The sequence below is a fragment of the Pseudoduganella sp. GW821-FHT11H04 genome (assembly GCF_058807935.1).
Map to the genome: position 1 here is coordinate 49,334 of NZ_JBXARE010000021.1, position 24,367 is coordinate 73,700.

Below are 24,367 nucleotides of genomic sequence, written 5' to 3' on the forward strand. Positions count from 1 at the left end.
GTCCGGCTCCTACAAGGACAGGCTCATTTGCGGTTTTTCGCGACGCTGCTGGCTCGCCCTTCCCTGTCGATACTGCACCGACACGTCCCAACCGAGCAGAGGCGGTTTGTCGAACGCCGCTCTGGCGTGAGCGACACCTTCATCGCGTCCAGTCTCCTGAATGATCGTGTCGCCCTGAATGGCGACGATGCGACCGGAGTACCTCCCTCGCATCGTATCGGGACGTTTGAGCGTGGCCACCACCTCGCTGGCCAAGTCCGCTATAGGTTCTGATTCCGGCGCGGGCTTGTCGACCTCGACGTTCATATCGCGATCGAGCATCTCCACTTCAGCACGCCCACCAAATCGGTTGAGCGCATTGCCAATGTGATGTGCAACGTCGCGGAATGGCGAGTACACGATCGACTGCCCCAGGACTTCGTGTCCGACTGTCGCGGACAGGCCATCGATCAGATGGGGCGGTATTTGCTTTACGCGCGAATGCTCGCTCACTGAAAGCTGTCTTAGTAAATCAGGATTGTCTGGACTTGAAATCTTGGGCTCGGTGGACCTGACTTTCGCATAGCCTTTCCCGATCGTGCCGACGCTGTCGGCAGTGGCATCGTAAATCTGCATTTTGAATCCCTTGCCGGCGGCCAGGTCGCGTTCTGCCTTCGCCTTCAGGCCAGACATTGTGCTCCATGCTGGGTCATCTGGCGCGACGGCATCGAGCACGTCTCCTAGTTGTTGGGGGCGGCTTTTCGGAGGCATCAACTGATCAAAATCGAACTGGATGCCGTGGGTTACAGCAACCATGCACCAGCGGTCCCTGTTTTCCAGAGCGCCCCATTCTTTGCCGTTCAGAATACGTTCATGCGTCGAATAGCCGAGGTCGCGGAGCTGGTTTCGCAAGATCGCTGCACTGGCCGTTCCAGCGTAGTTCGGCACGTTCTCGAAAAGTACCACCGCAGGGGACGCCTTGTTGATGATGATGAGGGCGCTGACCACGAGGTGGCCGACTTCCGGATGCGCTTCCGCTATCTTATGTCCGCGGCTGGCCAAGCCGGCGACAGAGGCGCCGCTGCACGGAAGTCCCATTTCGAGTATTTCGAGACGTGGGATTTGCGCGAGCCCGCGCTCGTCAAACGCAATCTCTTGGACAGGTGCCGCGAATGGAACGGTGCTCTCCGACCAAGCGTCGTTGTGGATTGCAGCGTGATCGAGCAATTCCGGACGGATCTCGTTGGCGAATTTCAGGTCCGTCTCAATGCCTGCGTTCCGCAGACCGGTGTGGACCGCGTGCGAAAGGATGCCGCCGCCGTGCGCCAGGCTGCCGCTGGCCAGCGGCTCGCCGGCCTCCAGCTTCTCGCGCAAGCGTTTGTATCGTTCCTGCTTTTTCAGCTCGGAGGCCAAGGGCACAAGATATATTTCGCCCTGCTTTACTGCGACGCGGATGGACGCCATCCCATCGAACACCGCGAGCAGTTCCCGGCTATTCAGATCAATTACCGGATTCGCACGTTCACCGACCATTTTGGACGATACGACTCGCGTGCCGTCTGGATTCGCTTGCAGGACGACCGTCTGCCCTTGAACCACAACGTCGTACCTGGCGCCCGGCGTAAAGCCGGCGCGTTCGGTTTGCAGCCCTTCCAGCCAGACACGTGGCGCGCCGCGATTGTTCCCTACTTTCTTGACAAAGTAACCGTCCATACGATTCTCCAATTTTATGTCGCGCGGACGCAAATCACGGCCGCGCTTTCCAACGTCAGAATTACCTGGCTATTCCGGCTGCCACCTCGCGCTCCATCGGACGAACCATTGCATGCCCATTCTTGTATGTGATGCGCACGTTTTCACCGACCTGCAACTTGGCGACAACCAGGTCGTCGCGATGGTGCAGCACGGCCTTACCCATGCCCGTATCCTGAATAAAGTAGTGCGACGATTGCGCGACAATCTTCCCCGCATGAATGCCAGCGTCGCGCCGGGCCAATTCCGCAATGAAGCCGTCCTCGGAGGCGCGCGACATCGCGACAGCTTTGAATTGCGTAACTCGTTCGGCCGCTTCCAGCATGGCCTCGCTCGCGAACCGCTTGCCAGGTGCGCAGGCCACTGCCTGCGCTAACATCGGATCACGCCCTATGCGCGCAATCACGCCGGCGTGGACCTCCTCTCCCCCATCTTCGAAAAGGCGCTCATGTGCACGGTTGAAGATTTCGTCAGAGCGAGACGGTTCGCGGTAGCCATCTAGGTAGTCTTGGGCAGCCTTTTCGATTGCGCCTGCGAGGAATCTTTGCGCGCTCGACTCGCGTTCCGCGCGCGCCTCGGCAAGCGGGTCGATTTCGGCGAATAGATCAGTCTCGTGCACAGGGATCGCATCGAGCGTCGCAGGCGTCCACGTCGATACGTAAGCATTGTCGTCCTGCATCTTGCGCAGTTCACTCATGACATCGCCTACATTTTTGCGCACCAGTTCCAACTCCCTCATTTGTGCGAACGGGCGTCCGAGTTCCGATTTCGCCTTCGCACACTCGGCGATTTCCCGCTCCTTCTTGTCATTAGAACTGGTGATCCAATTTTCAAAATCATCGACATAGTTGTCGATGCGCTGCAGGAAACCAGTCGCGCTAAATTTGTCGTCCTTGTCGTATTGAAGGTTGTCTGGCCGATAGACTTTTTCGCCCTTGATGCTGAATTCGATACGATCCTTCATCACCTCGACGTTGACAGAGAAGCCCCGGTATTTGCAGACGTGCACCACCTGTGGCTTATCGCTCAGGGTCTTTGCACGTCCTTCTATGGCGTGCTGCATGCTGCCAAGGATCGAGTTTTGAAGTTGTTCTTTCGTCTCGTTGGTATAGCGCCTGTCGCCCACCATCACGAACCAGTCCTTGCCAGTGTTCGCGTCGCGGCGCTCGATTTCTTTCCGCCACATCGCCACTTCCTTTTCTGCGCGCTCCTCCGCATCGGACAGCCATTCGATGCGCGACTCTAACGCGTGGCGTGTACGTTTATGATTCGAGTAAAGCGCTTCGAGCTTTTTCAGGTCGGCGGTAAATTGCACCTGCATGAAGATCAGCGGATTACCGGTCGCGGCAGCTTTCATTTCTGCGGCGTTTGCGGCTTCGCCCGCTACGTCCTCGATTACTCGGGAAAGACTGTCCCCACGCCGGAATTGTTCGATCGCGCCGGCCTTGTACTCGATCGTCTGCCACATGCGCGAATCGTACGTCTGCTTTGTGGCGTAGCGGAGGATCTCGACCTCGAAGCCATCCGGGTCTTCCTCGTAGAGCGCGTTGCCTTGCCTGATGATTCGGCCTTCGCGCTGTTCCAGGTCGCGCGGGCGCCAAGGTGCGTCAAGATGATGTTCTGCGACCAGCAATCGCTGAACGTTTGTGCCGGCGCCCATCTTCGCCGTCGACCCCAATAGGAAGCGAACATCGCCCCGACGGACCTGCTCAAACAGTTTTGCGCGTTGCAGGTCCGTCTTGGCCTCGTGGATGAAGCGAATTTCTTCTGCAGGGACGCCGCGGCTTATCAATTTTTCCTTGATGTCGTTGTACACACTGAACTTGGCGGATTTGGTCCCCGCCAGCATCTCATCCATGGAGACTTCCAGTGGGTCCGTTTCAGCCTCGTCCAGGTCCGCATCGTTCCGAATGATCGGCGTCGATGCCGCCTTTTCGAGCTTCGGCGTCGAAAGATCGCAGAATACCAATTGGACGCCACGCTTGTGTTCCCACTTCTCCCAGATCCGGACCATCTCGCCGACCGCGACGTTTGATTTGCTGCCCTCGAAGTCGGGAACGTCGGGCGCGATGAGACGGAAATCCAAACCTGCTTTGCGCGCGTCATTGGTAATCTTGAGGGGGTTGTCGATGCTAGGGTCTTTGGGCAGATTCTCCATCCGGTGGATGATCGAACCCTCCGTCCACTTGGTGATAATTACGCCGTCGGCGCGTCGATGCGGCTTACCCTCGTCATCGAGGACTGCCTCCTGTACGCCCATGAACTGAGCTTGCAGCGGCGATCGATCAACGACGATGTTGGTCGGCTTCCCTCCGCGCACGCGCGGCACGGGGAAGCGGGTGCCCTGCTCTTCGGCATGGCGCTGCAAGTCCTCGCGAGTGATGACATCGGCGAACGAGCGATAGAGTGCCGTCAGTTCCGGGACGTTTTGGAATTTTGAGAAGCGCGAATTCAGTCGGTAGTTCACGCCGGTCGCGTCCAGTTCCCAGCCCGTTACGACCTGGCCGAAGGTGCTGGCCCACGCGTCGAAATGATGGATGCCGCGCCGCTTCAATTCGTCGTACTGCATGTAGCGCTGCATGGTGTAGATTTCCGCGATGGTGTTCGCAACCGGAGTCCCGGTCGCAAAATACACGCCACGGCCGCCATGCTCCTTCTGGAGGTAGCGCACTTTCACGAACAGATCGAATGCCTTGTCGGAGCCCTGGAGATTCCCCAGACCAGAGATGCGGGAAAGCGAAGTGGTGATGAACAGGTTCTTGAATTCGTCGGCCTCGTCCACGTAGAGCGCGTCTACGCCGAGTTCATCGAACGTCACCACCTTGTCTTTTGATCCTGTCTCAGAAGCGCGCTCAAGCTTGGCCTTCATGCGATCGCGCGTCTTCTCCATTTCTTTGATCGTAATCCGGTCCCCACTCTCCGCCTTGACCGCGAGAATGGCGTCCGATAGGTCATCGATCTGTTCGTTAAGAATATCTTCAAGGATCTGCGGCGGCATGCCGATCTTCTTGAAACTGGAGTGGCCGATGACCACGGCGTCCCAGTCGCCAGTGGCGATACGCGCAAAAAGACGTTGACGGTTTTCTTTGATGAAGTCGGTCTTCTCCGCGATCAATACCTTTGCCTCGGGATAGAGCTTGTAAATGTCGTCCTTCCACTGCAACAGGAGGTGATTAGGGACGACGAACATCGGTTTCTTTGTCAGCCCCATTCGCTTGCTTTCCTGCGCGGTAGCGATGCAAGCATAGGTTTTGCCGGCGCCTACGACGTGATCGAAAAGCTCTGTGCCATCCTGGATGCCGCGCCAGATGGAATTCAGCTGGCTCGGCCGCAGTTGGATGGCGTCCGAAGCACCAGGCAGGGTCAAGTGCGAGCCGTCGTAGCGCGGCGGCACGTTTGTGTTGAAACGGTCGTTATAGAGCCGTACGAGCGCCTCGCGGCGGGCTTTGTCGTCCCAGACCCAATCATGAAAAGCGTTGCGGATTTCGTCGGCCTTTTGCGACGCGGCAGACGTCTCGGCCTCATTCGTTTTGCGAATAGGGTTTCTATGCTCGTCATAGCCAATGACGTCGACCACTTCAATCGCGCGATTGGTCAGTACGGCCTCGAAAATCTCGTTCGCCGGCATTCGTGCCGTGCCCCACGTCGAACGCATCGTCGTCTGATCGCCAGGCCGGATCTTTGCCACCCATTTGCCAAGGCTCGGTTGGTACACGATGCTCCGCTGGACGTTACCAAACAGGTGCCCGGCGAATTCGTCCACGACTGCGCTGGGCACCCAGGTCGCGCCCAAGTGTATGGAAATGTCTACCGCCTCGATGTCTACCGGCTGGACCAGTTTTAAGGCCTCGATATTGCCCGCATAGCGGTTGTCGCCCACAGCGGCGGTGATGGCGGCGTTCAGCTTTTCCTTCACGTTACCCGTCAAATAGCGGTCGGACGTTTCCCAGCGTCCGCTGTCAGGATTGAGGAAAATAAGCCCCTGCAGCTCGCGGACAATAGCAAGTTCATCGCGGCCGGAAAGGCGAACCATCAGGTCCATATCCACGCCGCCGGTTTCATTCATGGAGACGACCAGGGCGTCTTTCGACGACGCGACGCTGGTAATCTCGCGCCGCGGCGACATGACACGACGCGAGAAGATCGCTGCCTTTTGCACACTCGGCTCGCGGGGCTCTACGCCGTGTTTTTTCGCCGTCTCCTTGGAAATCCCTTTGTCGTAGTCACGCTCAAGCGATTGGAGCAGCGGATAGTCCGGGTCTTCCCCCATCGCTTGCTTGTTCACCAGGGAGCTGATATGTCCGTTGCGTTTAACGAATCCGTCGTATGCAACGTTCAGTCGCTTGCGCAGTTGCTCGACGGAGGGATCGTTTTGTTCGAGCGTGCGCTCCGCACGCATGAGCGAGCGAAGATCCGCCCGGATACCGACCATCCCTTTAATGCGCTCGATCGCCTTTTCAGATTTGCCCTCGACCCTTCTCGCCTGGCGCTGATCCAGCAGGTCGTCCAAACGCTGTGCAACCACGCCTGCTTCAGATACGAAGTAGGCGCCGATCTTGACGTCGTCTGGGACGTCGATTTCCTCGGCAATTTCGGCAGCGTCCAGTTCGCGCACGTCGCGCGCTGGCCGATAGACGGACTGTGGCAGACGGGCGACCGCTGTCGCCAACGCAGCCTCCAGGTCCTGCTCGGGATGCGCGACAAGAGCTGCGGAGCCTCCGCGGAACGAGAGGTTTACCCTCTCCATCGTTCCAAGGAGCATTTCCGGATGCCTCGTGTAGTAGCTGTTGATGGGGATTTCCTCACCGCCGCTCGGGTCCGGTACCGTGGACGTGTTCACCCACGCACGATCAGTCTCCGCTTCGTCGCCCGCGCGTTGAAGGAAAACGATATCGGTGGTCACTTCTGCGAGCGCATTCTTCTTGAATGCGCTATTGGGCAAACGCACAGCGCCAAGGAAATGCGCGCGCGAGGCAATGTGCTCGCGCGCCCGGCTGTCGGCGGCGTCCATGAAATAGCTGGACACAACGACTGCAACGAGGCCGCCAGGGCGCACTTTGTCCAAGGACTTGGCGATGAAATAGTTATGGATGGAAAACTGGGAAATGTCTCGGTGGTTCGAGTCGAAGACCGATTGATTCCCGAACGGCGGGTTTCCGATCGCCAGGTCGAAATAGCGCTCTGGGATCGTTACGTCCTGAAAACCCTTGTTAATGATCGAGGCCGAAGGGTAGAGGTGCGACGCGATCCGCGCGGTGAGTTGGTCCAGCTCAACGCCTGTAACTTGCGACTTTGCGCGCATCGCGACTGGCATCAGGCCGATGAAATTCCCGGTTCCGACGGCCGGCTCCGCAATGCGTCCACCGTTGAATCCGAAACGGTCGAGCGCCGTATACATCGCCGTGATAATAGGCTCGGCAGTGTAGTGCGCGTCTTGCGTCGAGCGCCGCGCCGCCTCGTATTCATCCTTGCCGAGGAGGGTGGACAATTCTTGGAATTCGGACTTCCATTCGGCGTTGCGGTGGTCGAACGCCTGCGGCATGCCTCCCCATCCGACATATTTGACCAGCACAGCCTGGTCATCGACGGAAGCTGCCCGCCGCTCGTCTTCCAGCTGTTTCAGGCGGCGCAGGGCCGCAACATTGTCGCGAAACTTCGACTTTGGTCCGCCGGCGCCAAGCTGGTCTGCCGCGCTGATGACGTAGTCAGGCGCTGGAATTACAGCAATTCGGTCTGGACGTGATTCATCTCCAGGATTTCGCTCTCGGACGTTCCCGAGTTCAGGGTTTCCGTCGCTTCGAGTAACACCGCGTGCTCCAGACTCTGCTGCTCCAACAGTCGGCCCAGCAGCACTACCTCGCCCTGTTGCTCCAGCGCTCTCAATTTCGCTGGCGAGTTGAATGCCCATCGATCCAGAATGAGCCACGCCCGCAGGTGGAATTGTGGCATCCGAACTGCCGAAATCGTGTCCGGGCGCAGGACCTTCTTGGCCAGGTCCAGTGGTTTGTGTTGGCCTTCTTGCATTGTTCGCTCCTGGTTGATCTTCAATTTGGTCGACCGCAGCATCTTGCGTGATGCGATCGATCGCTGCAATTGTTTCGTTAAAGGTAAAGTCGAATCCTAACTGTTGCTGCTGCCCCTGCGCCGCGCTTCTCTTCATTGTCGTCCTTTGAATGTATCGAGAATTCTGATAGGCTCTCGCTGCCGATTTTTCGGCAGGAAACCATGCGGGCACACAGGCGCAACTCTGTGGTCCTGTGGCCAAGAGGTGTTGACGCACCTTTTGACCTTCCTTCGGACGGGCGCAAGCCCGTCCAACTCTCGATCACATTGTAATATAAAAAAAGGACTTTTGCTAAAGGATGATTGCTCCTTGGTAAGAATTCTGACGTAAGAAAAGGCGACTGGGCACTCCATCCAAAAGCGTTAACCGTCGCAGCCCTGCTTCAGCGAATGCATTCGCTGATCGCGGTAGCGATGGCGCCGCCCAGCCGCCGTGCGACGTCCGCCTTTTCGAGCCGAACGTCTTCATCCGGATTGGCTATCACTCCCACTTCGACTAAAACTGCAGGCGACTTCGCGGTCCGTAAGACCACCAGGTCATCGAAACGATGTACGCCAAGATCGCGGTCGATCAGTGGTCGGTTTTCTCCTTTTATCGGCGTCGCGTGGTAAAGCGAAGGAGGCTCGCCAGCGGCCCTCATTTTCGCGCCAATCAGCCTTGCGCACCCAAGGCTCGCATCGTGATAAGGGTTTCTCTCCGATATGAAGACCGAGTAGCCCCGGAACTCCCGCCGCCTACCTTGGTCGATCCATTCCTGTTGCATAGAATCGTGGTGGATTGAGACAAAAAGTGCAGCACCTTCGGTGGCCACTGTGCGCTGGTTCAGCGCGATCTCCCTGCCATCGGCGGCCACGCGGAGAACGCTTATCCCCCGCTGCGATAGATACTCCGCCACATACGTACTGAGCCGAAGATTGAATGCATATTCTGGACTGCCAGTCGCGCTTATGCTGCCGGGCCTTTGCGGTGTGTGTCCAGTGTCCAGGATTACGGTACCGACGTTCGCACTTGCCGCACTGGCTACGAATGCCAGGAGCAGTGCTGCGCACATTTGTCGGGTGATCTTCACCATTGTGTTTTGCATCGCGTTTCCGTGGTAATCATATTTTCGTTGACCTCAGTTTGTAACGCGGACGGTCCCGCGAAGCCGCTTGAGCGAGCCGACCAGACATGCGCCGGATTCTATGTCCTCAACGAGCCAATCGAGCGCAGCGACGCAATCGGTGGCCAACGTAACCCAGCCCGACTGCTGGTTGTCGCTGTGGGCGTTCCAAAAGCTGTTCGCGTCATTGATCGTAATCGTCACGCCGGCGCGCGCAAAATGGTCAACAATCTCTGCGCAGTCGGCCGGGAATGAAACCACGTCAAAGCTACCGTAGGCTTCAACGACTGCGCGTAGCCACGCCTCTGCATCTGCCGAACTCTTGATAATCGTGTTCTGCTCAAACATGCTGATTTCCTTCGCTCAGCCGACGAGGCGCATCACGCCGCGCAAGCAGGAGTGGCAGCCGTCACCTTCGGGCTGGTTCGTGGTTTCGATACCGCAGCTGGTGCAGCGGACGAGTGGGCGATAGCTCATGGTCGTTTTCTTTTACTCTGCGCGATTCGTCCAGCAGAAAATCGCTGCGAAGGGAAGTACAGCCAGTACGCCACCAACGCCGAGAAGAGGCCATCGATTCTGGACGACCCAGTCAGCAAGCTCTTCATAGCCAGGGAACTTCGGCGGCCATACAGCTGCGAAAACCATAGCGGCTCCTAGCGCTCCAAAGGTCTTGAGCGAAGTCATGATGACTGCATCGATGATTCGCTGGCGGGCGCGTGCCTTTGCTTGTGCGAAACCAAGCAGTTTTTTGGAATTGCTCATCTGTTCTTCCTCGTTAAATGGTCATCCAATCGAATACCCGTCGCGCGAAGTTATTGGCGCGAACAGCGCAGCCCCTTGGACGGTCTGGACTAAACGCGCGCTGTGATCCATCGGCAAATGCCTTCGGTTGGTCGGGGTTGATCCACAATCCCACGCTCGTTTGATGTCCCGAGCAGTTCCAGTCCCAGCTGGGATAAACAGCATCGCCGACATACACGACGCTTAAAACAGCGAGAATGATGTAAATAGTTTTCAACGTTTTTCCTTGAACAGTATCAGCCCGAAATGGCGCGGTAGAGCCAGTACAACAGTTGCACCTGACCCGCCACCACCAACAAATCAATAAGCCAAGCGATGACAGGCCAACGTGCACGGATTTCCGGTTTCAGCCCCCTTGCTAAGAAGGCCAAGAGCATTGGGCGGCAATCTCATAATTTTCCGAGAGTTACCGTGGCGCGGGGTCGGGTGGTGACAGCAGCAGAGCCGCCGGCCGCGCCTGAATGCGTAGGTCGAAAGTTGTACGCCAATGGGGATCGATCTTGGCCACGTACCGGTCTACATCGGCCATTAAGCTAGGGTTAGGAACGTCGCCCAAATCCGCAGCCAACTGTAGCGCCTTGGCGAGTCCATACCCGTACTTCTGTGTGAGCAGGCCGGCCAATTCGGCAGTTTCCGAACCGCGTTGAACTGCGTTTTCGCGGGCCTGTGCGAAGCTTTCAAGATCCGCTTTCGCGCGCTCGTAAAGATGGTCTAAGGTGAGCATATTATTTTTCGGCTTATTTCAGTTTGGGTTTAAGTTGGACAATTGTTGGATCAGCGGCGGCCAATCTTGCTATCTCCATTTGCTGCGCACGCCAGATCCTGAATTGCTCGAAATGATTCATGTTCGCCGTGAATGTCGGCTGCATCGGTCTTTGCAATTCCTCCAAGTTTTTCGCAAACCAAGTCTTTACCTCGCGAAGATTCTTGTCCGATGGATTGGCCTCATAGTCTTGGATCGATAACGATATTCCTCGGTCGTATACGGGAATGTAGCCCTGTCCGTCACCTGAAATCGGCGTGTACCATGCCCGACCTTCGGAACCGACGAAAGCGGCCATGTCGCGAGCAATCTCAAGGACTTTCGCTGGGCCAGCGATACCTAGGTACTTGCTGGCGACCTCGTCCAGTTTATCTTGGCGCTCTTTCTCATATTTCGCTTTTTGATCCGCCTCGTACTGCTTTGCCAGTTGAGCGGCGCGGCCAATATCGTCGCCCAGCCGATCGAATGCATTAGCAGCGGCCTTTATCGCGGCGATCTGTTCGGAGTCCAGGACCTTTTCGAAGTCGGTCATGGCGGCGCGCAAGCTGGTGGACGTGCGGCGAACAACAGCCCTCTTATTTTTGAGTTTATCTTCACCACCTGACCAGAACAGTTTGAAACGCTTGAAGATCAGCTCGTCGCGGCGCAGCGGCGAATTGTCAGCGCAAGAATCGCGCAGGAATGTCCAGGACTGCTGGGCCTCATGTCCCTTGTCGCACAAAAACTTATAGGAGTAGCCAGTGAAGTGCCTGCAAACCTCGCAATTGATCTGATTCGATTCGGGCAATTCTATGATCGGTATCGACTTCTTTGGCATGCTGTCTTCCTCACTGGCCGGCGCCATGCCAACCTTCTCAATGCACCAGGCCCGTCGTGCGGGCCTTGGGTGCTGCTGTGGGGCGATTGATTTTCCTTGTTCGTTTATCGGGTGCGGAACACCAGGATAGAATAGGGGACGTGCCCCTCACCCTCGCAGTGAGCAACGTACGCCTCCTTAGCAAGCTTCTCTGACGCCGCCTTAATCACGAACTCACGCTGCCAGTTGAATGCCGGCCCAGTATCCAGAACTCTCCATTTCAGCAGCTCTTGAGGCAGGTCGTGTGGCATCCTAATTTCCAAGTTAGATCAGATGCGACGCATCAGGCCTGCCAACAGGCCGGTGACGCGGGATTTGTTCGGGGCGGAACCGAAGGAATTAAAATGTCCGCTCATGCCGTCGCTGGTCTTCCCCATCACCATTTTGTGCGCGACCAGGTCGGAGTCATCGGACGCGGACTGGCTATTCTTTTTTCTGCTCTCCCGTGCTGCTGCATCGAACAAGCGGGACAGTTCCGGGGACACGAAAGTTTTGCTCATACCCTCACGAATTGGGCCACCCATGATTACGCCAGGATGCCCTGATTTTGCCAATCCCATCAGCCCCGCAACTTCACTGTTATTGCTCATCTTCGTTTGCTCCAAATGTTTCGTCTTCGGCTTTTCGAGCGGATATCATTCGTTTTCCTCAGTTCGCAGAAACGCGGGTACGGTATGCGCGCAGTTGCTTGGCGTAGCCGTACGCCCGAAACTCATGGCGCCCAATTTTTGCGAGCAGGTTGCGCAAGTCAATGATCGCTTTGGCGTATGCTTCTTTGGCGTTAACCATGTTCGTTCCCTCATGCGTGCCGCGCACAATGCGCCGCCCTATGCTTCACATTCTAGGTGCGTTTAACGCACCTGTCAAGCACATTTTAGCGCCCCCTTTTTTGATGACTGGCCCCCATTGTTCAATCGAATATACCGCGCCGTTTTTTGCAACGATGACGCCTGCCTGCTCTCGCGCCTGCTCGATGAGATTGGTGACGGTCTTCTTGTCGATACCAGTACGCTCCGCGAGCTTGACGAGCGTAGCTGACTCCAGCGAGTCGATCGCCCCGAGGACCGCCAGCATCCGGCGTAAGTCCCCCTTGGGGTACTGCGGTGTTTGTTCCATTATTGCCTAGATTGAGTGCGTTTATCGCACCGATCATAGCACGCTCGCAAACATCGTTTCCAGCCTTTTTTGCGACACCTGGGAATAGGGCGAACATGGTTAAGCTGCGCGTAGCCGAGCAGCAGCTGGACGGTCTCGACCGGTGCACCGAAGCAGCTACTCCAAACGCAATATTTGCAATTCCCATGTTTGCGTTGTGTAGGTGTTCTTGAATTCCTCGTGCTCCGAGCCCGTTACCCGAATCATCAAATCGGCGATGATCAATGTATCTGCCCGGTATAGCTTCAAGACTTCACTACCAGAGGTAAAGGTGGCCACCTTCATATGGTCTTTGAGCGCAGGAACGTATTCGGTGCTCAGGCGAAACTCACCCTCCACATGACCGTTTGTTTGCTGACTTGTGCGCATCAGCCCGAGGCGCCAATTCGCCTTGGGGCGCCCCCCTTCTTCATATAGTTCAAGGAGACTTACTATCATTTTCGATACTGTATGCATGTACAGCATTCTACCTACGCATGGTGCTGCGTCAAGTATCCGTGGGAAAGCGCCTCCGAGGGCCGAACTAACCTTTTCATCGGCGCAAAGTCCTTACCTTCATCGCTGCTGCTCTGAGGAGCACGCCCCACGGGGCCTCTCGACAGTTTGGCCCATACCATCCTTGTACTGAACGTTGACGCGCGTGCCAACGGGCGCTCGCTCAGAGAAACGCGACCGTTCATGAATGACCGCCGTTGACCGCCCCGCATTCTGTATCCAGTGAGTCGAAGTTTCCGCAACGGCCTCGCCGGCATAGCTGAGCCCGCTATGCGGATCTGCCAAACGAACCACATCGAATCCTTTGGTCGTCGCGAGCTGAACGGCCGCATCAGCGCCCGACAACTGCGCTTCTAGCGGCAGCGCGGCAATTCGCAGGACCTGGTGCGGCTCGAACGCTACGAATTCATTTCCATCTGCGATCGTCCTCACAATTAGCCCATCGAATCCTGCCTCACTCAGAGCAATACGAATCAATTTGGAAGCCGTTGCGTCGTTCTTGAGGGCCAGGTTGACTTCCTCTGCACTAAAACCAAGAGCGCGCATCAACTGAACGTTAGACGCCGACTCCTGGTCTGACTCGGTAAACAGATAAGGGTTTTCGAGTTTGAGGAATGCAGCAACGATGGTGCCGGCGCCGGCGGCATACTCGATCGCGATATCTCGATCGTCAGTGAAGTAGATGCCTTCGCCGTACCATCCGCCGTTTCGCTCGAATTCATCGAACTGCGCATTGGTTCCATGGAACAGCACGAGCGGGCCGCCGGCCTCGTCCACCACCTTGGAATTTCCCAGTAGCGACTTAAAGGCTTCCGTTTGAGCCCCCGTCAGATGGGGGGTGCCGTCGGCGCCGACAAAAAGCCCAGCTTGTGCGGATTCAGACAGATCGATACGAGTTTGGGCGAGATCGACCGCGTCCTGCATTGGCATTCCGGACAGCAAGTCACGCCACAGATCACTACTCTGCTCGCGGTCTTCAATGTCACGCCACAAATCGCCAGGTAAGGTGTACTTTCCATCAGTTCGCCCGTATCGCCGCCGGCTCAGCATCACCGCGCGCGTCTGGGCGTCAGGTTCGCTTGGCGTCCACTCGATAGAACTATGACGAATGATGCCGGTGGGCCCGAGTTGTACGCTAAATTTTCCCTCGCAGTCATCTTCGGTCATCAAGGTGACGTCGACGCGGCGGTTTTCCGACAAATGTTGCCCTGCCCCGCGGTCAATCAATTCGGCGAATTTCGAGGCAGGCAGCACCAGGTCGTCTGCGATGTCGTTCACGGACAGTCCAATCACGTTTCGGTGCGCGCCGTGCTCAAACTTAAATACCGCATCCGCGCCGCCCTTTGTGAGGGTCGCGTATTGCTCTCCGTCCCATCCAAGCTCGCGCAAAGCGTTTCGCACATCGATGATACGAACCTGAAAAAGCGCATCGAGCGTGTCCGCATGCTGCGCCCGCATTGCCGCTGTCCCTTTGGTCAGCGCAGACAATATACCTGACCGAAATTCTTCGGCTTCAATAACGACTGCGCCGGCAACAGGATCGCGCACAACGCCAGCGTCAAGGATCTTAATACCCAGTTCACCCGCAATGCCACGTGCCTTTTCCGCCTCTGTTTCCAAGTTGAAGCACCAGGGTACGCGATGCCCTCCAAGATCGACTGTGATCGACCAAATTTGTTCAGCAACTTCTTGCATTTTTGTGTTCTCCAGTAAGGGGGGATTGACAGGACCGGACACTACTTCAATTCGACATCCAGGCCGGCATACCGTGCCTCGTCTTTCGCGGACCGCGCGCGCAAGGGCTGCCCGGTCTGCGTCAAATTTGCGGGGAGGTTGCGGGCATTGCGCGTGGGCGGGGCGACCGAGGTAAGTTTCGGGACTCCTGCCACAATGTTGTTCAACACCTTCCTGACGTAGCCATTTTCGAAGCCGTCTTGGAAGTTTCCGGTGTTGTACGCCGAAACTGCAGCGCCCAGCGATTGCTGCTCATTAGCGTATCGGCCAGACGCTTTCGCTTTTTCGAAAAGATCGCTGAGGATCTGGCTGCCCACAGCAAGGTTCTTGCATGGGTCCAGTAGTTCTTCGACAGTTACATTGAGGCGAGCAAGATGCTGGCTGTTTACTTGCGTGAGCCCGATGCCGACCAGATGCCCTTTATCGATCAAAGATGCCGCAATCGAGGCAGCCTCCTTTGCATTGGCGGGGTAGATGCTGCGAATCATGAATTTTCTTTTACTCCATGGAAGGCCTCTCGGTCCGTCGTCTGAAAGTACAAACATCCGCCCACTCGACTCCGCCCGCACGATCGCCCCCAAAGTCTCATAGTTCACTTTGGGGGCGCATCGGCTCATAAGCTCAGTAGCATCCATTTCAGCGCCCTGTGCACAAAAGCAGAGGGGCAAGGCCGCGGCGAAGAGCAAGGAGGCGGCATGCAGATTCATGCTAGGCCTCCCAGGACTCATAGAACCAAAAGAGGCATTTTGAGATCGCCGTCGCATTGCTGAGGGCTGAGGCGTTGTCCCACCCATTTTCCATGTATGCGGCTTGGCATTGGACCCTTGCGCGTTCCGGACATACCCAGGCGCCAGTACCGAAGACCCGCTCCAGCGCACCCACGGCGGACAAGAAGGCAAATTCCTTTCTGCACCTGGCGCGCACCCAATCGCGCGCACTTGCGGCGCCGGCGTACGCGTCGAAGTACGAGGACAAGAGAGCTGCATATTCTCGCTCCACGTCGGCAGGGATGGGGACCGGCGTGGCGTCAAACTCGAAATGTTCGAAGTCAGCCGGCATGTTTTCGATGAGCATCCGACGCCCAAACTGGCCACCGCAATTCGCCTTCACGGTGCGAACAATTAGAACTCGCTCGGCCGACGAAATTGACGGCCAAAATTGCATCCAGCGGCGCACGTAATCATTCACCGCCAGGCACCACGAATAGCGCTGCAGGAGCCGATACAAATGTAGCGCGGCGCCGCGCGACATTCTCGTTTTATTCGCCCCTCCAAAGATATTGACATGGATGGGCGAGGCCGCTTTGTCGACCGTCTCGTCGGTCGTCACCATTAGACTACCGAGCCCTTCTTGCCCGCGTAGCGAATGGTGACGACCTCCCCGGCTTTGGGGCAGCGATCCAGTTTGGAAAGACGATGCAATGAAACCTGTTCGCGATCATTGACCCGATGGATCGCGACGTAGTGTTCCGTGACCAGAAACACCTGGCCGCTGTATCGGCAATCGGCCTTGACGCGCTCGATCGTTGGTTCAGTCGGCTTGCCTTCGTCCTCCTCCAGCTTGTGGAAGTGGTTGCGCACGGCGCGGCGCGCCTTCCGCTCATGAACAGAAATGTCCTTATAGAACCCTGTCTGCGACGGAAACTTATACGGGGAGGGATCGCGCACGATAAAGTGCATTTCGAACGCCTCAAGCGGATCGAATTCGGCAGTTTCGCCAACTGGTTTCGCAGTGAAGTTCAGGTCGTCCAGACTTAACGGCCGCGATATTTCAGCGCCATCGGCGCCACACAGCAAATATTCAAATTCCTGCACCACTTCCCGGTCGACGTGTTCCTGTTTCAGAATGAGCTTGACTGCGGGGAAGTCAGAATAGGTATTGATCACCAGGTCAAACTCGTTACTACCAGCGCGCCGTTTGCACGAAATCATGAACCACTTGCTGATCAGTTTCTTGTCTTCGCCAATGTAGGTCATGGTGACCTTGCTCGGGCTCGGAATTTCAGCCCGTTGCTGGAAAATCGGCATTTGATAGTATTTGAGCTTGTATCCGAGGATTGGCGGGTGACCGGTGTTAAACACAATCATCTTGTCGCGATCGAGACGGCCCACTTCATCATCGGTCATCAAATTGCGTTCGTGCAGCTCTTCCGAAATGCTCATTTGACCCAGCATTGCCCCCATGCGGGTGCCGCTGTATGAAACGTTTTGCCGGGTTTCTGTCGTTCGCCCGGTTTTCTTCGCAATGTCTTCCGCCCCTTCGATCGTATTTGGTGCGAATGCGATCTGCAATTGACACCCTGCCGTCAGGGTTTCCTTGTCTCCGTAGATATCCTTGATCTGTAGTCGATCCTGAACGAACATGAATACCGTAATGCCGTAACCGGCCAGGTAACCCAGGTTATCCGTTAGCGGCTCAAGTTTCTTCAAGGAGGCCAGCTCGTCCAGCATCATCAGCAGGCGATGGCGATAATTTTTGACACTCTTGCCGTCCTCGAATTCCATGTCGGACGTGAAGCGCAGCAACGCGAATGAGATAAGCAGTCGGATAAGAGGCCTCAATCGCTCTTTATCCGAGGGCGGAACGACCATGTAAAAACTCACCGGCTTGTCGTGATTCATCAAATCGTTCAGGCAAAAATCCGAACGGGAGGTATTGCGCGCGACAATAGGTTCGGTGTACAGACCGAGTTTCGTTTTGGCCGTGGAAAGGACGCTATTGCGCTCCTTTTCCTCCTTATTGAGCATCGAGCGAGCTGCAATCGCCACGGCGGGATGGGTCTTGGTTGGCTTGCCCAACGAGTCCGTCCAACCCATGCTCAGGGTGGGATCGTGTTCCGCCTCCATCATCCGATTGAACATCTGCTCCGGATCGGTAAATGTCGGGTCGGCCAGATAGGTTGAGACACCGGTCAGCGTTTTGTCGCGTTCGGCGTACTTGACGTGTAACGTCACGCCCACAAGCAGTTCGTAAGAAGTGCTTACCCAGTGGTCGTCCATGCCCTCGCCTTTCGGATCGGCGATTACTGCGGACAGGTTCTGGGCGTCCATGACGTCGTATTCCGTGAAGATCCGGATCTCGTCCAGCGCGTTCCAGTACGCCGCATCGTTGTAGCGTGCCTGACCGTCAATGCTTTTTTGCTCGACGGTCGTGGGGTCGAAACGCACCACCAAGGAGCCAGCTGAATGCCGGAACCCACTTGAAAGCGCATAATTTTCGCCTTTGATGTCGTTGTTAAAAATGCTGTTGGGATTTGAAAGCAGCGTGGTCAGGACAGGGCCGACGCCCTTGCCGCTTCGAGATGGGGCATAGCAGAGCAAGTGAGCGGGATCGCTGTAGCGCATTACCTGGCGGATACCGTTCACGTCAAACGCACCCACGTAGGGCCCGCTGGCCTGCCACTTTGTACGCTTCTTGTTCCACCAAGGTCCGGTAACGCGTTCGTACGAGATCAGTCCCATTTTCTCGATATCGGACACGGTTGCCCAGCGCGCCGATCCGTGGAGGCTCTCTGGCGTTTCCGTCTTCAGACTACGGCGATAGTAGAGGTAGAACCCGAACAACAGACTGACGACACCACCTGCACAGACAATGATCAGCATGCGCGACACGTAGCCGGCGAGCACGCCGGTTGAATTTGTCCATTCCGCTGCCCACTCTGCCCAGGCAAAGGGCTGATAAATCTTCATGCGGGAGCCGATCCGCCACACCGGCTCCCCCAGCCCATCTTGATATTGGACCGCGTGCGCGAAATACTGCGTCGCGATCCACGACGATATGCCGAGACAAATGAAGAAAACGACGAAGATGGTCCCGCTGAAATGGACCGATCGGTTGCGCTGCCCTGTACGCATTTATGCTCCAGCTGAGAGTTATTTATATATATCAGAATGATACATTATAAATCGCCCCCTCGCTACGCGAATTGCTACCGGACAATACCTCCATTCGCGCGCGCCCCTCCGGACATGACTTGTCCAATACCGTTTTCATAAGAGATGCGTGTGGGCTCGCCGACGCGCGGGACTTTGCTGAGTCGCTCCAGGTCGTGGGTTACTGCCGTCTGCCGGCCGACATCCTGTACGGCCTGTGTCGAGGTGTTCCCTACGACCTGGCCCACGTAGCGCCTGTTCATTTCTGCCTGCTTCACCACGGCGCCAGCGCCCAATGTTGAACGGGCCACCTCGTCGGGACTACGCTCGGCAACTGGCGCATTTGTCCGAGCCAGCATTGCCCGCCCGATCTGCTTCCGTACAGCGGCCATGCCCTCACGCACATGCAGGTCATTGAAGTCGGTCGGCCCACCCTCCAACGAATCGAACTGCGGGAAAACCGTCTTGGCTCCATGAACAGCGGCGGCGCCAAGCGCCTTTTCTCGCCCAATATTGACGATCTTGACTGCCACTCGCTGTCCCGTCTTCTCGTTTCTGATTTCTCCAACTACCCGCTGCACCCCCTCAGGGCTCAATTGATAGCCGAGTTGAATGGTGCAGTCCGGGTTCGCTTTGAGCTTTCGGGCAACCCCATCGACACTGACTTCCCCCTCCTCGATAGACGGCAGTAGCAGCTTCGGTTTCGCAAAGTCGGAATTTATTTGCTTATTAAGCGTCTTCACGATCCGTCCTCTGGTGAGCACGTCGTCATCACCACAGATGATTCGCTCCTTGCCTGCGAGTTTATCCGCGAGCGCGGCCATAGCGGATTCGATGTTCCCGCCATCGAACACTTCGACGACAGGAAGACGCGTTGCCATGTGAAGACTGGCGCACGTCGAGTACCCTTCGCCAAACAGAACCGTCTTGCCCACGCTCAGGTCGCCCAGGACGTGGAAATTGCCGGTCTTCTGCCCGCCAGCTTCGTAGAGCTTGCCGCCCCGCGGGTCAATGTATTGCAGACTCCAAATCGTTCCGTCAGGGTCGCAGATAGCCGTCACCAGTTTATCGCCGTCTTGTCGCAGACCGAAAGCTTCGACCTGCTTGTTCTTCAAATACTGGTGCTCCCCCACGTCAGAAAACGAGTCCCACTTCTGGGTGCACAGACGCGATACGGCGCGCCGGTCGGCAGCGAGGGCGGCTTCGCGCTGCCGGCGGTTTTCCTCGGCGATAAGGCGATTGGCCTCACGATCTTTTTCGGAAACAACCACCCCTTCCAGAAACCAGGGATGCCCCTCGCCGGTGTCGTGATTCTTCACGTAGCCGTTGGCCACCCCATTCACATTCTCAGCCCGGTATGCCCCCTTTTTGGCCTTGGTGCTTTTACTGGTGGACACGGGAACTGTGTGCCACTCTCCGTCCATGATCGGTGCCCCGTCTAAGACCAGCCCATAAGCCTCGCAAAAATCGCCGAATTGGCTATGGATTTCATGGTCCGAAGGCGGGCGAGGTTCGTCCACCCAACGGGCAAATGGGGCGATATCAGCGCCCGCTGGGACGTACCACATTTTTTTAACCTTGTCCCGCCTGGCACCCAGCGCGTAGGCCTCGTCCCGGTCCTTGTATGGGACAAAAATGTAGGTTTGCGCTGCACCGCCGTTGGCCGGCGAAGCGGCCGCCGCCTGCGATTTGGTTTCTGACGTTGGAATTTCCCCCGCACCTGCTCGGACGCTGCCGTCAAATTCGCTCATCGTTTGCACGCCTTCTTTTGCCTTGATGCTATCGGCCACGGGATTGCGAGCGGTCCTTCTTGCTCTCGATGGTGGCACGACCGCTTTCATATTGAATTTTCATCGATACACCCAGCTCGATGTTATCCCGCAATGCCGACCTGTCGAAATTGGCTTTGTCATGGATGGTTGCCACCTTCCGTCCGGTATCCTGCGCGAAGTGTTTGTCCGTTTCAAAAATGATCTTCCCATCATTCTTGCTATTGTCCAGCGCAGCTGGGCGAGCGCCGAACCCTGCTTCAAGTACGAGCTTGTTGATCTCGGCGAGGGATTTGGCGTGCGCCACCTCGACGCTGCTCGCGGCCGGTGTCGCACCAATTTGCTGCCCGGCTTTCGGCTTCACTTCGTTGTCTTGTGCCGCCTTCAGCGATGCGAGATCCTTTTCCGTTGGCTCGTATCCGATAACTTCCAGACCAGCCATGCGCGCGTGATGCCAAGCCTCCGCTCGGAATTTTTCCGAGCCGGTGACAAGAATCGCCTCCCAGTCCTTGTGCTTGGCCAGCTCGATCGCCGCCTGAAAGGTATCCATTTGCTTGTCGACAAAGCGGATTTTGGTCTCTTCATCGACCAGGGCGACACGTTTGCTCTCGACCCCTTCAGTGATGCGGAAATACTCGCCATTTTCGCGCAAGATGAAGCGCCCGTTTAGCAGCGTAGCAAGAGGTTTCTTGCCGTCGGCATCCTTACCTTTTTCGCCATCTTTGACTACGCGCACGATTGCATCTTCGGATGCATGCCGATCGCCATCGACCATACGTTTTGCGCGAGGGACACCCTGAATCGCATCTTCAACCTGCTGTTCAGCTTCGACCGCCGGAGCGCGCTTTGCGACGCCTTCGATCGCGTCGACTTGCGCTGCGACAGGCGCAAGCGCTTCTGGAGACAGCGGTTCGGCGATAGCGTCGAGCGACTGCCGCTCTGCCTGCTCAATAGTGTCCGACGCCGGCGCCGCCTGATCCAGCTCAGCTGGACTGAGTTCCGCCACCTCTGCGCGCAGTCGCGCCACCGAGATCGCGAGCCATTCATTGCGGACGGCAGGCGCATCGATCTCCTCACCGGTCGGCTTTCCCTCGGCATCACGCACTTTCACCTTCACGGTAACAGGTTTGCTACCCTGGAACGCGAGCACGAATTCGCCACCTGGTTGCAAGCCCTCTGCCTGCACTGCACTGGCCAGGTCTTTTCCCCAAACGGTCTCTTCCTTGCCATTAGGAGCTTGGAAAGTGACGAAATAGCTTTGCGTATTGTCCTTCTCGTGGAGGTATGGTGCAGGGCCGAAATCACGAAGCACGCCAACATATACGCGGTCGTTCACGAAGTCCTTCGCAACGTGCGACACAGCGGCTGCGATCATTTCTGGGCTGTCGCCGTGGCCGGCCAGCAGATGGCGCAGTGCATCGACCGGGGCCATGGCGGGCACATCAGCAACAGCTGGCGCCTCCGGTTGTTCAGCCGTAGGCAGATCCTGTCCTTTCACTGCCTGGCGTCCGCGCTCACTCGCGCGCTCGCTCATGGCGAAAAACGCTGCCACCGCCTCCTTATCCGTAGGCGACGTGTTCAAGCGCCCAAAGTGCGCCTGCAGCGCGCCCACGTCTGCGATGTATTCGATCTGGTCCAGCGATCCGGAGCTTGGCACGAAGGCGAGACGAGCGCCATTTTGCCCGGCGTCGCCGAGATACTCGTAATCGCCGCCAGCTGCAACAAGTGTGCGCCCGATCGTCACTTCGCGGTCTTCCAGCGAGGCCCGCAACTTCGTTTGGAAAGCATCGAGACTTGGACTAGCTTCGAGATCCCCCTTGGTCCACACGGCGGCGGCGCCCACGAAGTCGCCGCGACGAACTGCCTGCTCAAAATCTTCTCTTGCACCCATAATTTCCTCTAAATTTGAAACGGCGGACAATGCCCGCCGAGGATTAACGCGAAATGCCTTCCGCCCGGTCTTTCGATTTGTCCGATACTGCGCCACGCCCATCCTTGTAGGCGATCCGCACGCTATGCGATTCTTGCGGCTGTGCCGATAGGTTTGGCCGACGGTGCAGTGCGGCGTATTGCTGGCCGGTGTGCTGCAGGACATAGCGGTCGTTCATCGCCAGCACGGCACCCGTGTAGCTTTTGCCGTCAGCGACGTATGCGTCCTTCACGACCGGGTTGTCGATCTTTTCTGAGGCAATGGTTTCGAGCTGGGCGCGGTCGGCGCGATCGGCAATAACTTCTTTGCGCATGTCGCTCACTGCGCGCGCGACAAACTCCTTCAGCCCCGCATCGACGGACCACACCTTTTGGTCGCGGTCAAACGCGGCGCCGTCAATACGTGCAATCCGCTCCGAGAGTGCAGGCAGGTATTCAAACTCGATTTTGTAGGTCTCTCCGTCGCGAGTAACCTTCACGCCATCGACGGAGCGCCCGAGCGAGTCGTCCAGTTTCTGTTCTGCGCTTTTGGGATGCGTCACCGCACCGTGCCCCTTACCGTCGTATTTGATCGCGACGACGTCTCCCTTGAAGACCTGTTCCGACAGCGAGGAAAGACGATGCAGTGTGATGAAAGCAGCGCCATCCTTCGCGCCGAAGCCGGTTAGCTGAGCTGCGAAACGGTCATTGAGGCTAACAATCTCGCCGCGCGTCGACTCGTTATTTTGCTGCCAGTACGACAGCCGCGGTTGCACACCTGGCTGTCCATTCGCCTGTTGACGCGCACTGGCCGCTTTTATGGCCAGCGCTTCAATGCCAGCTTTGGACTGCTCGGTCTGCACAAACTCGCTGCGCATGCTCACCAACGCCGCGCGCAGCGGCTCATACTGCGACAACGGCACATGCCAGGCGGCCTCAGCATCATTGAATTCGGCGCCGGCGATTTTGCGGATCTCATTCACCAGTACAGGATTGAACGCAAAACGAACGGAGTATTTGCTCTGCCCGTCAAAAGCCACGTCTACGCCGTCGATGTTGCCATCGAGCGGGGTATTCTTCTGTAATTGCGAGAGAGGGTCAGACTTACTGCCTCCCTTACCCCTGCGCCCAGCCGCTGCTTTTTCGCTTGGTGCATCGGAAATCATATAAGCTCCAATCTAATTTAATTGTATTACTCACCAAAAAAGAAAAAGCAACCGAGCAGTTGCGACCAAAGGTCGCTTGCGCAGTTGCTCACTTAACGAGCAAGGCCCCTGTTGACCTCACGTCCGCGTTCCGAAACGACCCCTCTGCCTGCGGCATACTCGATCAAGACCGTCTTGCCCAGCGCTGGCACTCGGTCCAGTTTGGCAAGCTCGTGAATTGTGACTGCACCGCGCCCGTTCGACTGTACCAGATGAAAATCTGTACGGCCGATCACATCACCTAAGCTCGCACCGTTCGCTGCTGGGGTTTGAATGTTGGCGTCGTCGCCGAACTGATCCCGTGCAGACTTCACGGCGACCGCATAACTTGCATTAACTGCGAGCACATAGTTAAGGCCCGTGGCCTCTTGGCTTCGCGCGGTCGATCCAAGCTTTTCAACTTCGGCACCCCGCTCCTGGGCGGACTCAATGACCTTGACGATCTGGCTCATGCGCTGTTTCGAGATACCGACTTCTGCCGCCGCGTCGCCCTTTGCGACACCTTCAACGAAATGCAGACGCGCCGCTTCGCGGTTCACCGCGCTCAACCGGGTTTGCTGAGCGATTTCCAAAAACTGCTGTTCATTCATCGGAAGACCATGGCTTTACAGAAAGAACGATTCACGCTGCGGCGCGCTGCTTGCCGTTCGCCTCGCCTGCGGGCAGCTGCTCATCCGACTGGTCTTCGAACTGAGCCATGCCGGCCGCCCAGGTCTCGTTCAACCAGGCCATGTACACCGAAGTATCCACCGAACCGTCTGCATTCGTGGTGAATGGAAGTACGCCGTCTTGAAACACTTCAGCAAGCACGCCCGGTGCTACCACAGCCGAATTGGGGGGCACGTACGCCGCCTCACCCGCAAAAACATGACCTTCTACCGCGCGCATTTCGTTCAACATACCTGACTACTC

General features: G+C 57.0%; 21 protein-coding genes. All 21 read right to left on the reverse strand.

Annotated features, from left to right (window positions below; genetic code table 11):
- Positions 1–9 precede the first annotated feature (9 nt).
- A complete protein-coding gene (locus tag AC1RTP_RS26950) occupies positions 10–1,692 on the reverse strand; it encodes a DNA cytosine methyltransferase (RefSeq protein ID WP_498611718.1) in 1,683 nt (560 codons plus the stop codon).
- A gap of 61 nt (positions 1,693–1,753) precedes the next feature.
- On the reverse strand, positions 1,754–7,891 hold the full coding sequence (locus AC1RTP_RS26955; protein ID WP_498611719.1) for a helicase-like domain-containing protein: 6,138 nt from the start codon (positions 7,889–7,891) through the stop codon (positions 1,754–1,756).
- 286 nt (positions 7,892–8,177) lie between these two features.
- The gene (locus tag AC1RTP_RS26960) at positions 8,178–8,867 is read right to left on the reverse strand and encodes an N-acetylmuramoyl-L-alanine amidase family protein (protein WP_498611720.1); all 690 of its coding nucleotides are present in this window, start codon (positions 8,865–8,867) and stop codon (positions 8,178–8,180) included.
- A gap of 45 nt (positions 8,868–8,912) precedes the next feature.
- The gene (locus AC1RTP_RS26965; RefSeq protein ID WP_498611721.1) at positions 8,913–9,245 is read right to left on the reverse strand and encodes a hypothetical protein; all 333 of its coding nucleotides are present in this window, start codon (positions 9,243–9,245) and stop codon (positions 8,913–8,915) included.
- Between the two features lie 141 nt (positions 9,246–9,386).
- Positions 9,387–9,659 carry a hypothetical protein gene (locus AC1RTP_RS26970; RefSeq protein WP_498611722.1) on the reverse strand — a complete coding sequence of 91 codons (273 nt, stop codon included), beginning with the start codon at positions 9,657–9,659 and terminating at the stop codon, positions 9,387–9,389.
- A gap of 13 nt (positions 9,660–9,672) precedes the next feature.
- On the reverse strand, positions 9,673–9,915 hold the full coding sequence (locus tag AC1RTP_RS26975) for a hypothetical protein (RefSeq protein WP_498611723.1): 243 nt from the start codon (positions 9,913–9,915) through the stop codon (positions 9,673–9,675).
- A gap of 189 nt (positions 9,916–10,104) precedes the next feature.
- A complete protein-coding gene (locus tag AC1RTP_RS26980) occupies positions 10,105–10,422 on the reverse strand; it encodes a hypothetical protein (protein ID WP_498611724.1) in 318 nt (105 codons plus the stop codon).
- A gap of 13 nt (positions 10,423–10,435) precedes the next feature.
- Positions 10,436–11,278, reverse strand: a complete 843-nt coding sequence (locus AC1RTP_RS26985) for a hypothetical protein (RefSeq protein WP_498611725.1) — start codon at positions 11,276–11,278, stop codon at positions 10,436–10,438.
- A gap of 308 nt (positions 11,279–11,586) precedes the next feature.
- Entirely contained in the window at positions 11,587–11,907 is a 321-nt protein-coding gene (locus AC1RTP_RS26990; RefSeq protein ID WP_498611726.1) for a hypothetical protein, read from the reverse strand.
- A 58-nt stretch (positions 11,908–11,965) separates the two neighbouring features.
- On the reverse strand, positions 11,966–12,106 hold the full coding sequence (locus tag AC1RTP_RS26995; protein WP_498611727.1) for a hypothetical protein: 141 nt from the start codon (positions 12,104–12,106) through the stop codon (positions 11,966–11,968).
- A gap of 45 nt (positions 12,107–12,151) precedes the next feature.
- Positions 12,152–12,433 (reverse strand): hypothetical protein, encoded by a 282-nt coding sequence (locus AC1RTP_RS27000; protein WP_498611728.1) that lies wholly within the window; start codon positions 12,431–12,433, stop codon positions 12,152–12,154.
- Between the two features lie 156 nt (positions 12,434–12,589).
- A complete protein-coding gene (locus AC1RTP_RS27005) occupies positions 12,590–12,928 on the reverse strand; it encodes a hypothetical protein (RefSeq protein ID WP_498611729.1) in 339 nt (112 codons plus the stop codon).
- Positions 12,929–13,027: 99 nt separating this feature from the next.
- Entirely contained in the window at positions 13,028–14,662 is a 1,635-nt protein-coding gene (locus AC1RTP_RS27010; RefSeq protein WP_498611730.1) for an ADP-ribosyltransferase-containing protein, read from the reverse strand.
- A 41-nt stretch (positions 14,663–14,703) separates the two neighbouring features.
- Positions 14,704–15,408 (reverse strand): lytic transglycosylase domain-containing protein, encoded by a 705-nt coding sequence (locus tag AC1RTP_RS27015; RefSeq protein WP_498611731.1) that lies wholly within the window; start codon positions 15,406–15,408, stop codon positions 14,704–14,706.
- Between the two features lies 1 nt (position 15,409).
- On the reverse strand, positions 15,410–16,033 hold the full coding sequence (locus AC1RTP_RS27020; protein WP_498611732.1) for a hypothetical protein: 624 nt from the start codon (positions 16,031–16,033) through the stop codon (positions 15,410–15,412).
- Positions 16,033–18,555 carry a type IV secretory system conjugative DNA transfer family protein gene (locus AC1RTP_RS27025; protein ID WP_498611733.1) on the reverse strand — a complete coding sequence of 841 codons (2,523 nt, stop codon included), beginning with the start codon at positions 18,553–18,555 and terminating at the stop codon, positions 16,033–16,035. The genes AC1RTP_RS27020 and AC1RTP_RS27025 overlap by 1 nt, the downstream gene beginning before the upstream one ends.
- A 74-nt stretch (positions 18,556–18,629) precedes the next feature.
- On the reverse strand, positions 18,630–20,414 hold the full coding sequence (locus AC1RTP_RS27030; protein ID WP_498611734.1) for a KfrB domain-containing protein: 1,785 nt from the start codon (positions 20,412–20,414) through the stop codon (positions 18,630–18,632).
- The gene (locus AC1RTP_RS27035; RefSeq protein ID WP_498611735.1) at positions 20,353–22,233 is read right to left on the reverse strand and encodes an LPD7 domain-containing protein; all 1,881 of its coding nucleotides are present in this window, start codon (positions 22,231–22,233) and stop codon (positions 20,353–20,355) included. Before AC1RTP_RS27035 ends, AC1RTP_RS27030 begins: the two co-directional genes overlap by 62 nt.
- Before the next feature lie 43 nt (positions 22,234–22,276).
- A complete protein-coding gene (locus tag AC1RTP_RS27040; protein ID WP_498611736.1) occupies positions 22,277–23,416 on the reverse strand; it encodes a KfrB domain-containing protein in 1,140 nt (379 codons plus the stop codon).
- A 92-nt stretch (positions 23,417–23,508) separates the two neighbouring features.
- Positions 23,509–24,045: a KfrB domain-containing protein gene (locus AC1RTP_RS27045; RefSeq protein ID WP_498611737.1), complete on the reverse strand. Its 537-nt coding sequence runs from the start codon at positions 24,043–24,045 to the stop codon at positions 23,509–23,511.
- Positions 24,046–24,076: 31 nt separating this feature from the next.
- On the reverse strand, positions 24,077–24,298 hold the full coding sequence (locus AC1RTP_RS27050; RefSeq protein WP_498611738.1) for a hypothetical protein: 222 nt from the start codon (positions 24,296–24,298) through the stop codon (positions 24,077–24,079).
- Between the last annotated feature and the right edge of the window lie 69 nt (positions 24,299–24,367).

Bases quoted from the DNA above. Each gene is read 5' to 3' on its own strand.
- AC1RTP_RS27005 (WP_498611729.1), bottom strand. From the start codon at position 12,928: ATGCATACAGTATCGAAAATGATAGTAAGTCTCCTTGAACTATATGAA.
- AC1RTP_RS27035 (WP_498611735.1), bottom strand. From the start codon at position 22,233: ATGGGTGCAAGAGAAGATTTTGAGCAGGCAGTTCGTCGCGGCGACTTC.
- AC1RTP_RS26980 (WP_498611724.1), bottom strand. From the start codon at position 10,422: ATGCTCACCTTAGACCATCTTTACGAGCGCGCGAAAGCGGATCTTGAA.
- AC1RTP_RS26960 (WP_498611720.1), bottom strand. From the start codon at position 8,867: ATGGTGAAGATCACCCGACAAATGTGCGCAGCACTGCTCCTGGCATTC.
- AC1RTP_RS27010 (WP_498611730.1), bottom strand. From the start codon at position 14,662: ATGCAAGAAGTTGCTGAACAAATTTGGTCGATCACAGTCGATCTTGGA.
- AC1RTP_RS26990 (WP_498611726.1), bottom strand. From the start codon at position 11,907: ATGAGCAATAACAGTGAAGTTGCGGGGCTGATGGGATTGGCAAAATCA.
- AC1RTP_RS26955 (WP_498611719.1), bottom strand. From the start codon at position 7,891: ATGAAGAGAAGCGCGGCGCAGGGGCAGCAGCAACAGTTAGGATTCGAC.
- AC1RTP_RS27040 (WP_498611736.1), bottom strand. From the start codon at position 23,416: ATGATTTCCGATGCACCAAGCGAAAAAGCAGCGGCTGGGCGCAGGGGT.
- AC1RTP_RS26985 (WP_498611725.1), bottom strand. From the start codon at position 11,278: ATGCCAAAGAAGTCGATACCGATCATAGAATTGCCCGAATCGAATCAG.
- AC1RTP_RS27045 (WP_498611737.1), bottom strand. From the start codon at position 24,045: ATGAATGAACAGCAGTTTTTGGAAATCGCTCAGCAAACCCGGTTGAGC.
- AC1RTP_RS26950 (WP_498611718.1), bottom strand. From the start codon at position 1,692: ATGGACGGTTACTTTGTCAAGAAAGTAGGGAACAATCGCGGCGCGCCA.
- AC1RTP_RS27015 (WP_498611731.1), bottom strand. From the start codon at position 15,408: ATGAATCTGCATGCCGCCTCCTTGCTCTTCGCCGCGGCCTTGCCCCTC.
- AC1RTP_RS27030 (WP_498611734.1), bottom strand. From the start codon at position 20,414: ATGAAAGCGGTCGTGCCACCATCGAGAGCAAGAAGGACCGCTCGCAAT.
- AC1RTP_RS26965 (WP_498611721.1), bottom strand. From the start codon at position 9,245: ATGTTTGAGCAGAACACGATTATCAAGAGTTCGGCAGATGCAGAGGCG.
- AC1RTP_RS27020 (WP_498611732.1), bottom strand. From the start codon at position 16,033: ATGGTGACGACCGACGAGACGGTCGACAAAGCGGCCTCGCCCATCCAT.
- AC1RTP_RS26970 (WP_498611722.1), bottom strand. From the start codon at position 9,659: ATGAGCAATTCCAAAAAACTGCTTGGTTTCGCACAAGCAAAGGCACGC.
- AC1RTP_RS27000 (WP_498611728.1), bottom strand. From the start codon at position 12,433: ATGGAACAAACACCGCAGTACCCCAAGGGGGACTTACGCCGGATGCTG.
- AC1RTP_RS26995 (WP_498611727.1), bottom strand. From the start codon at position 12,106: ATGGTTAACGCCAAAGAAGCATACGCCAAAGCGATCATTGACTTGCGC.
- AC1RTP_RS27025 (WP_498611733.1), bottom strand. From the start codon at position 18,555: ATGCGTACAGGGCAGCGCAACCGATCGGTCCATTTCAGCGGGACCATC.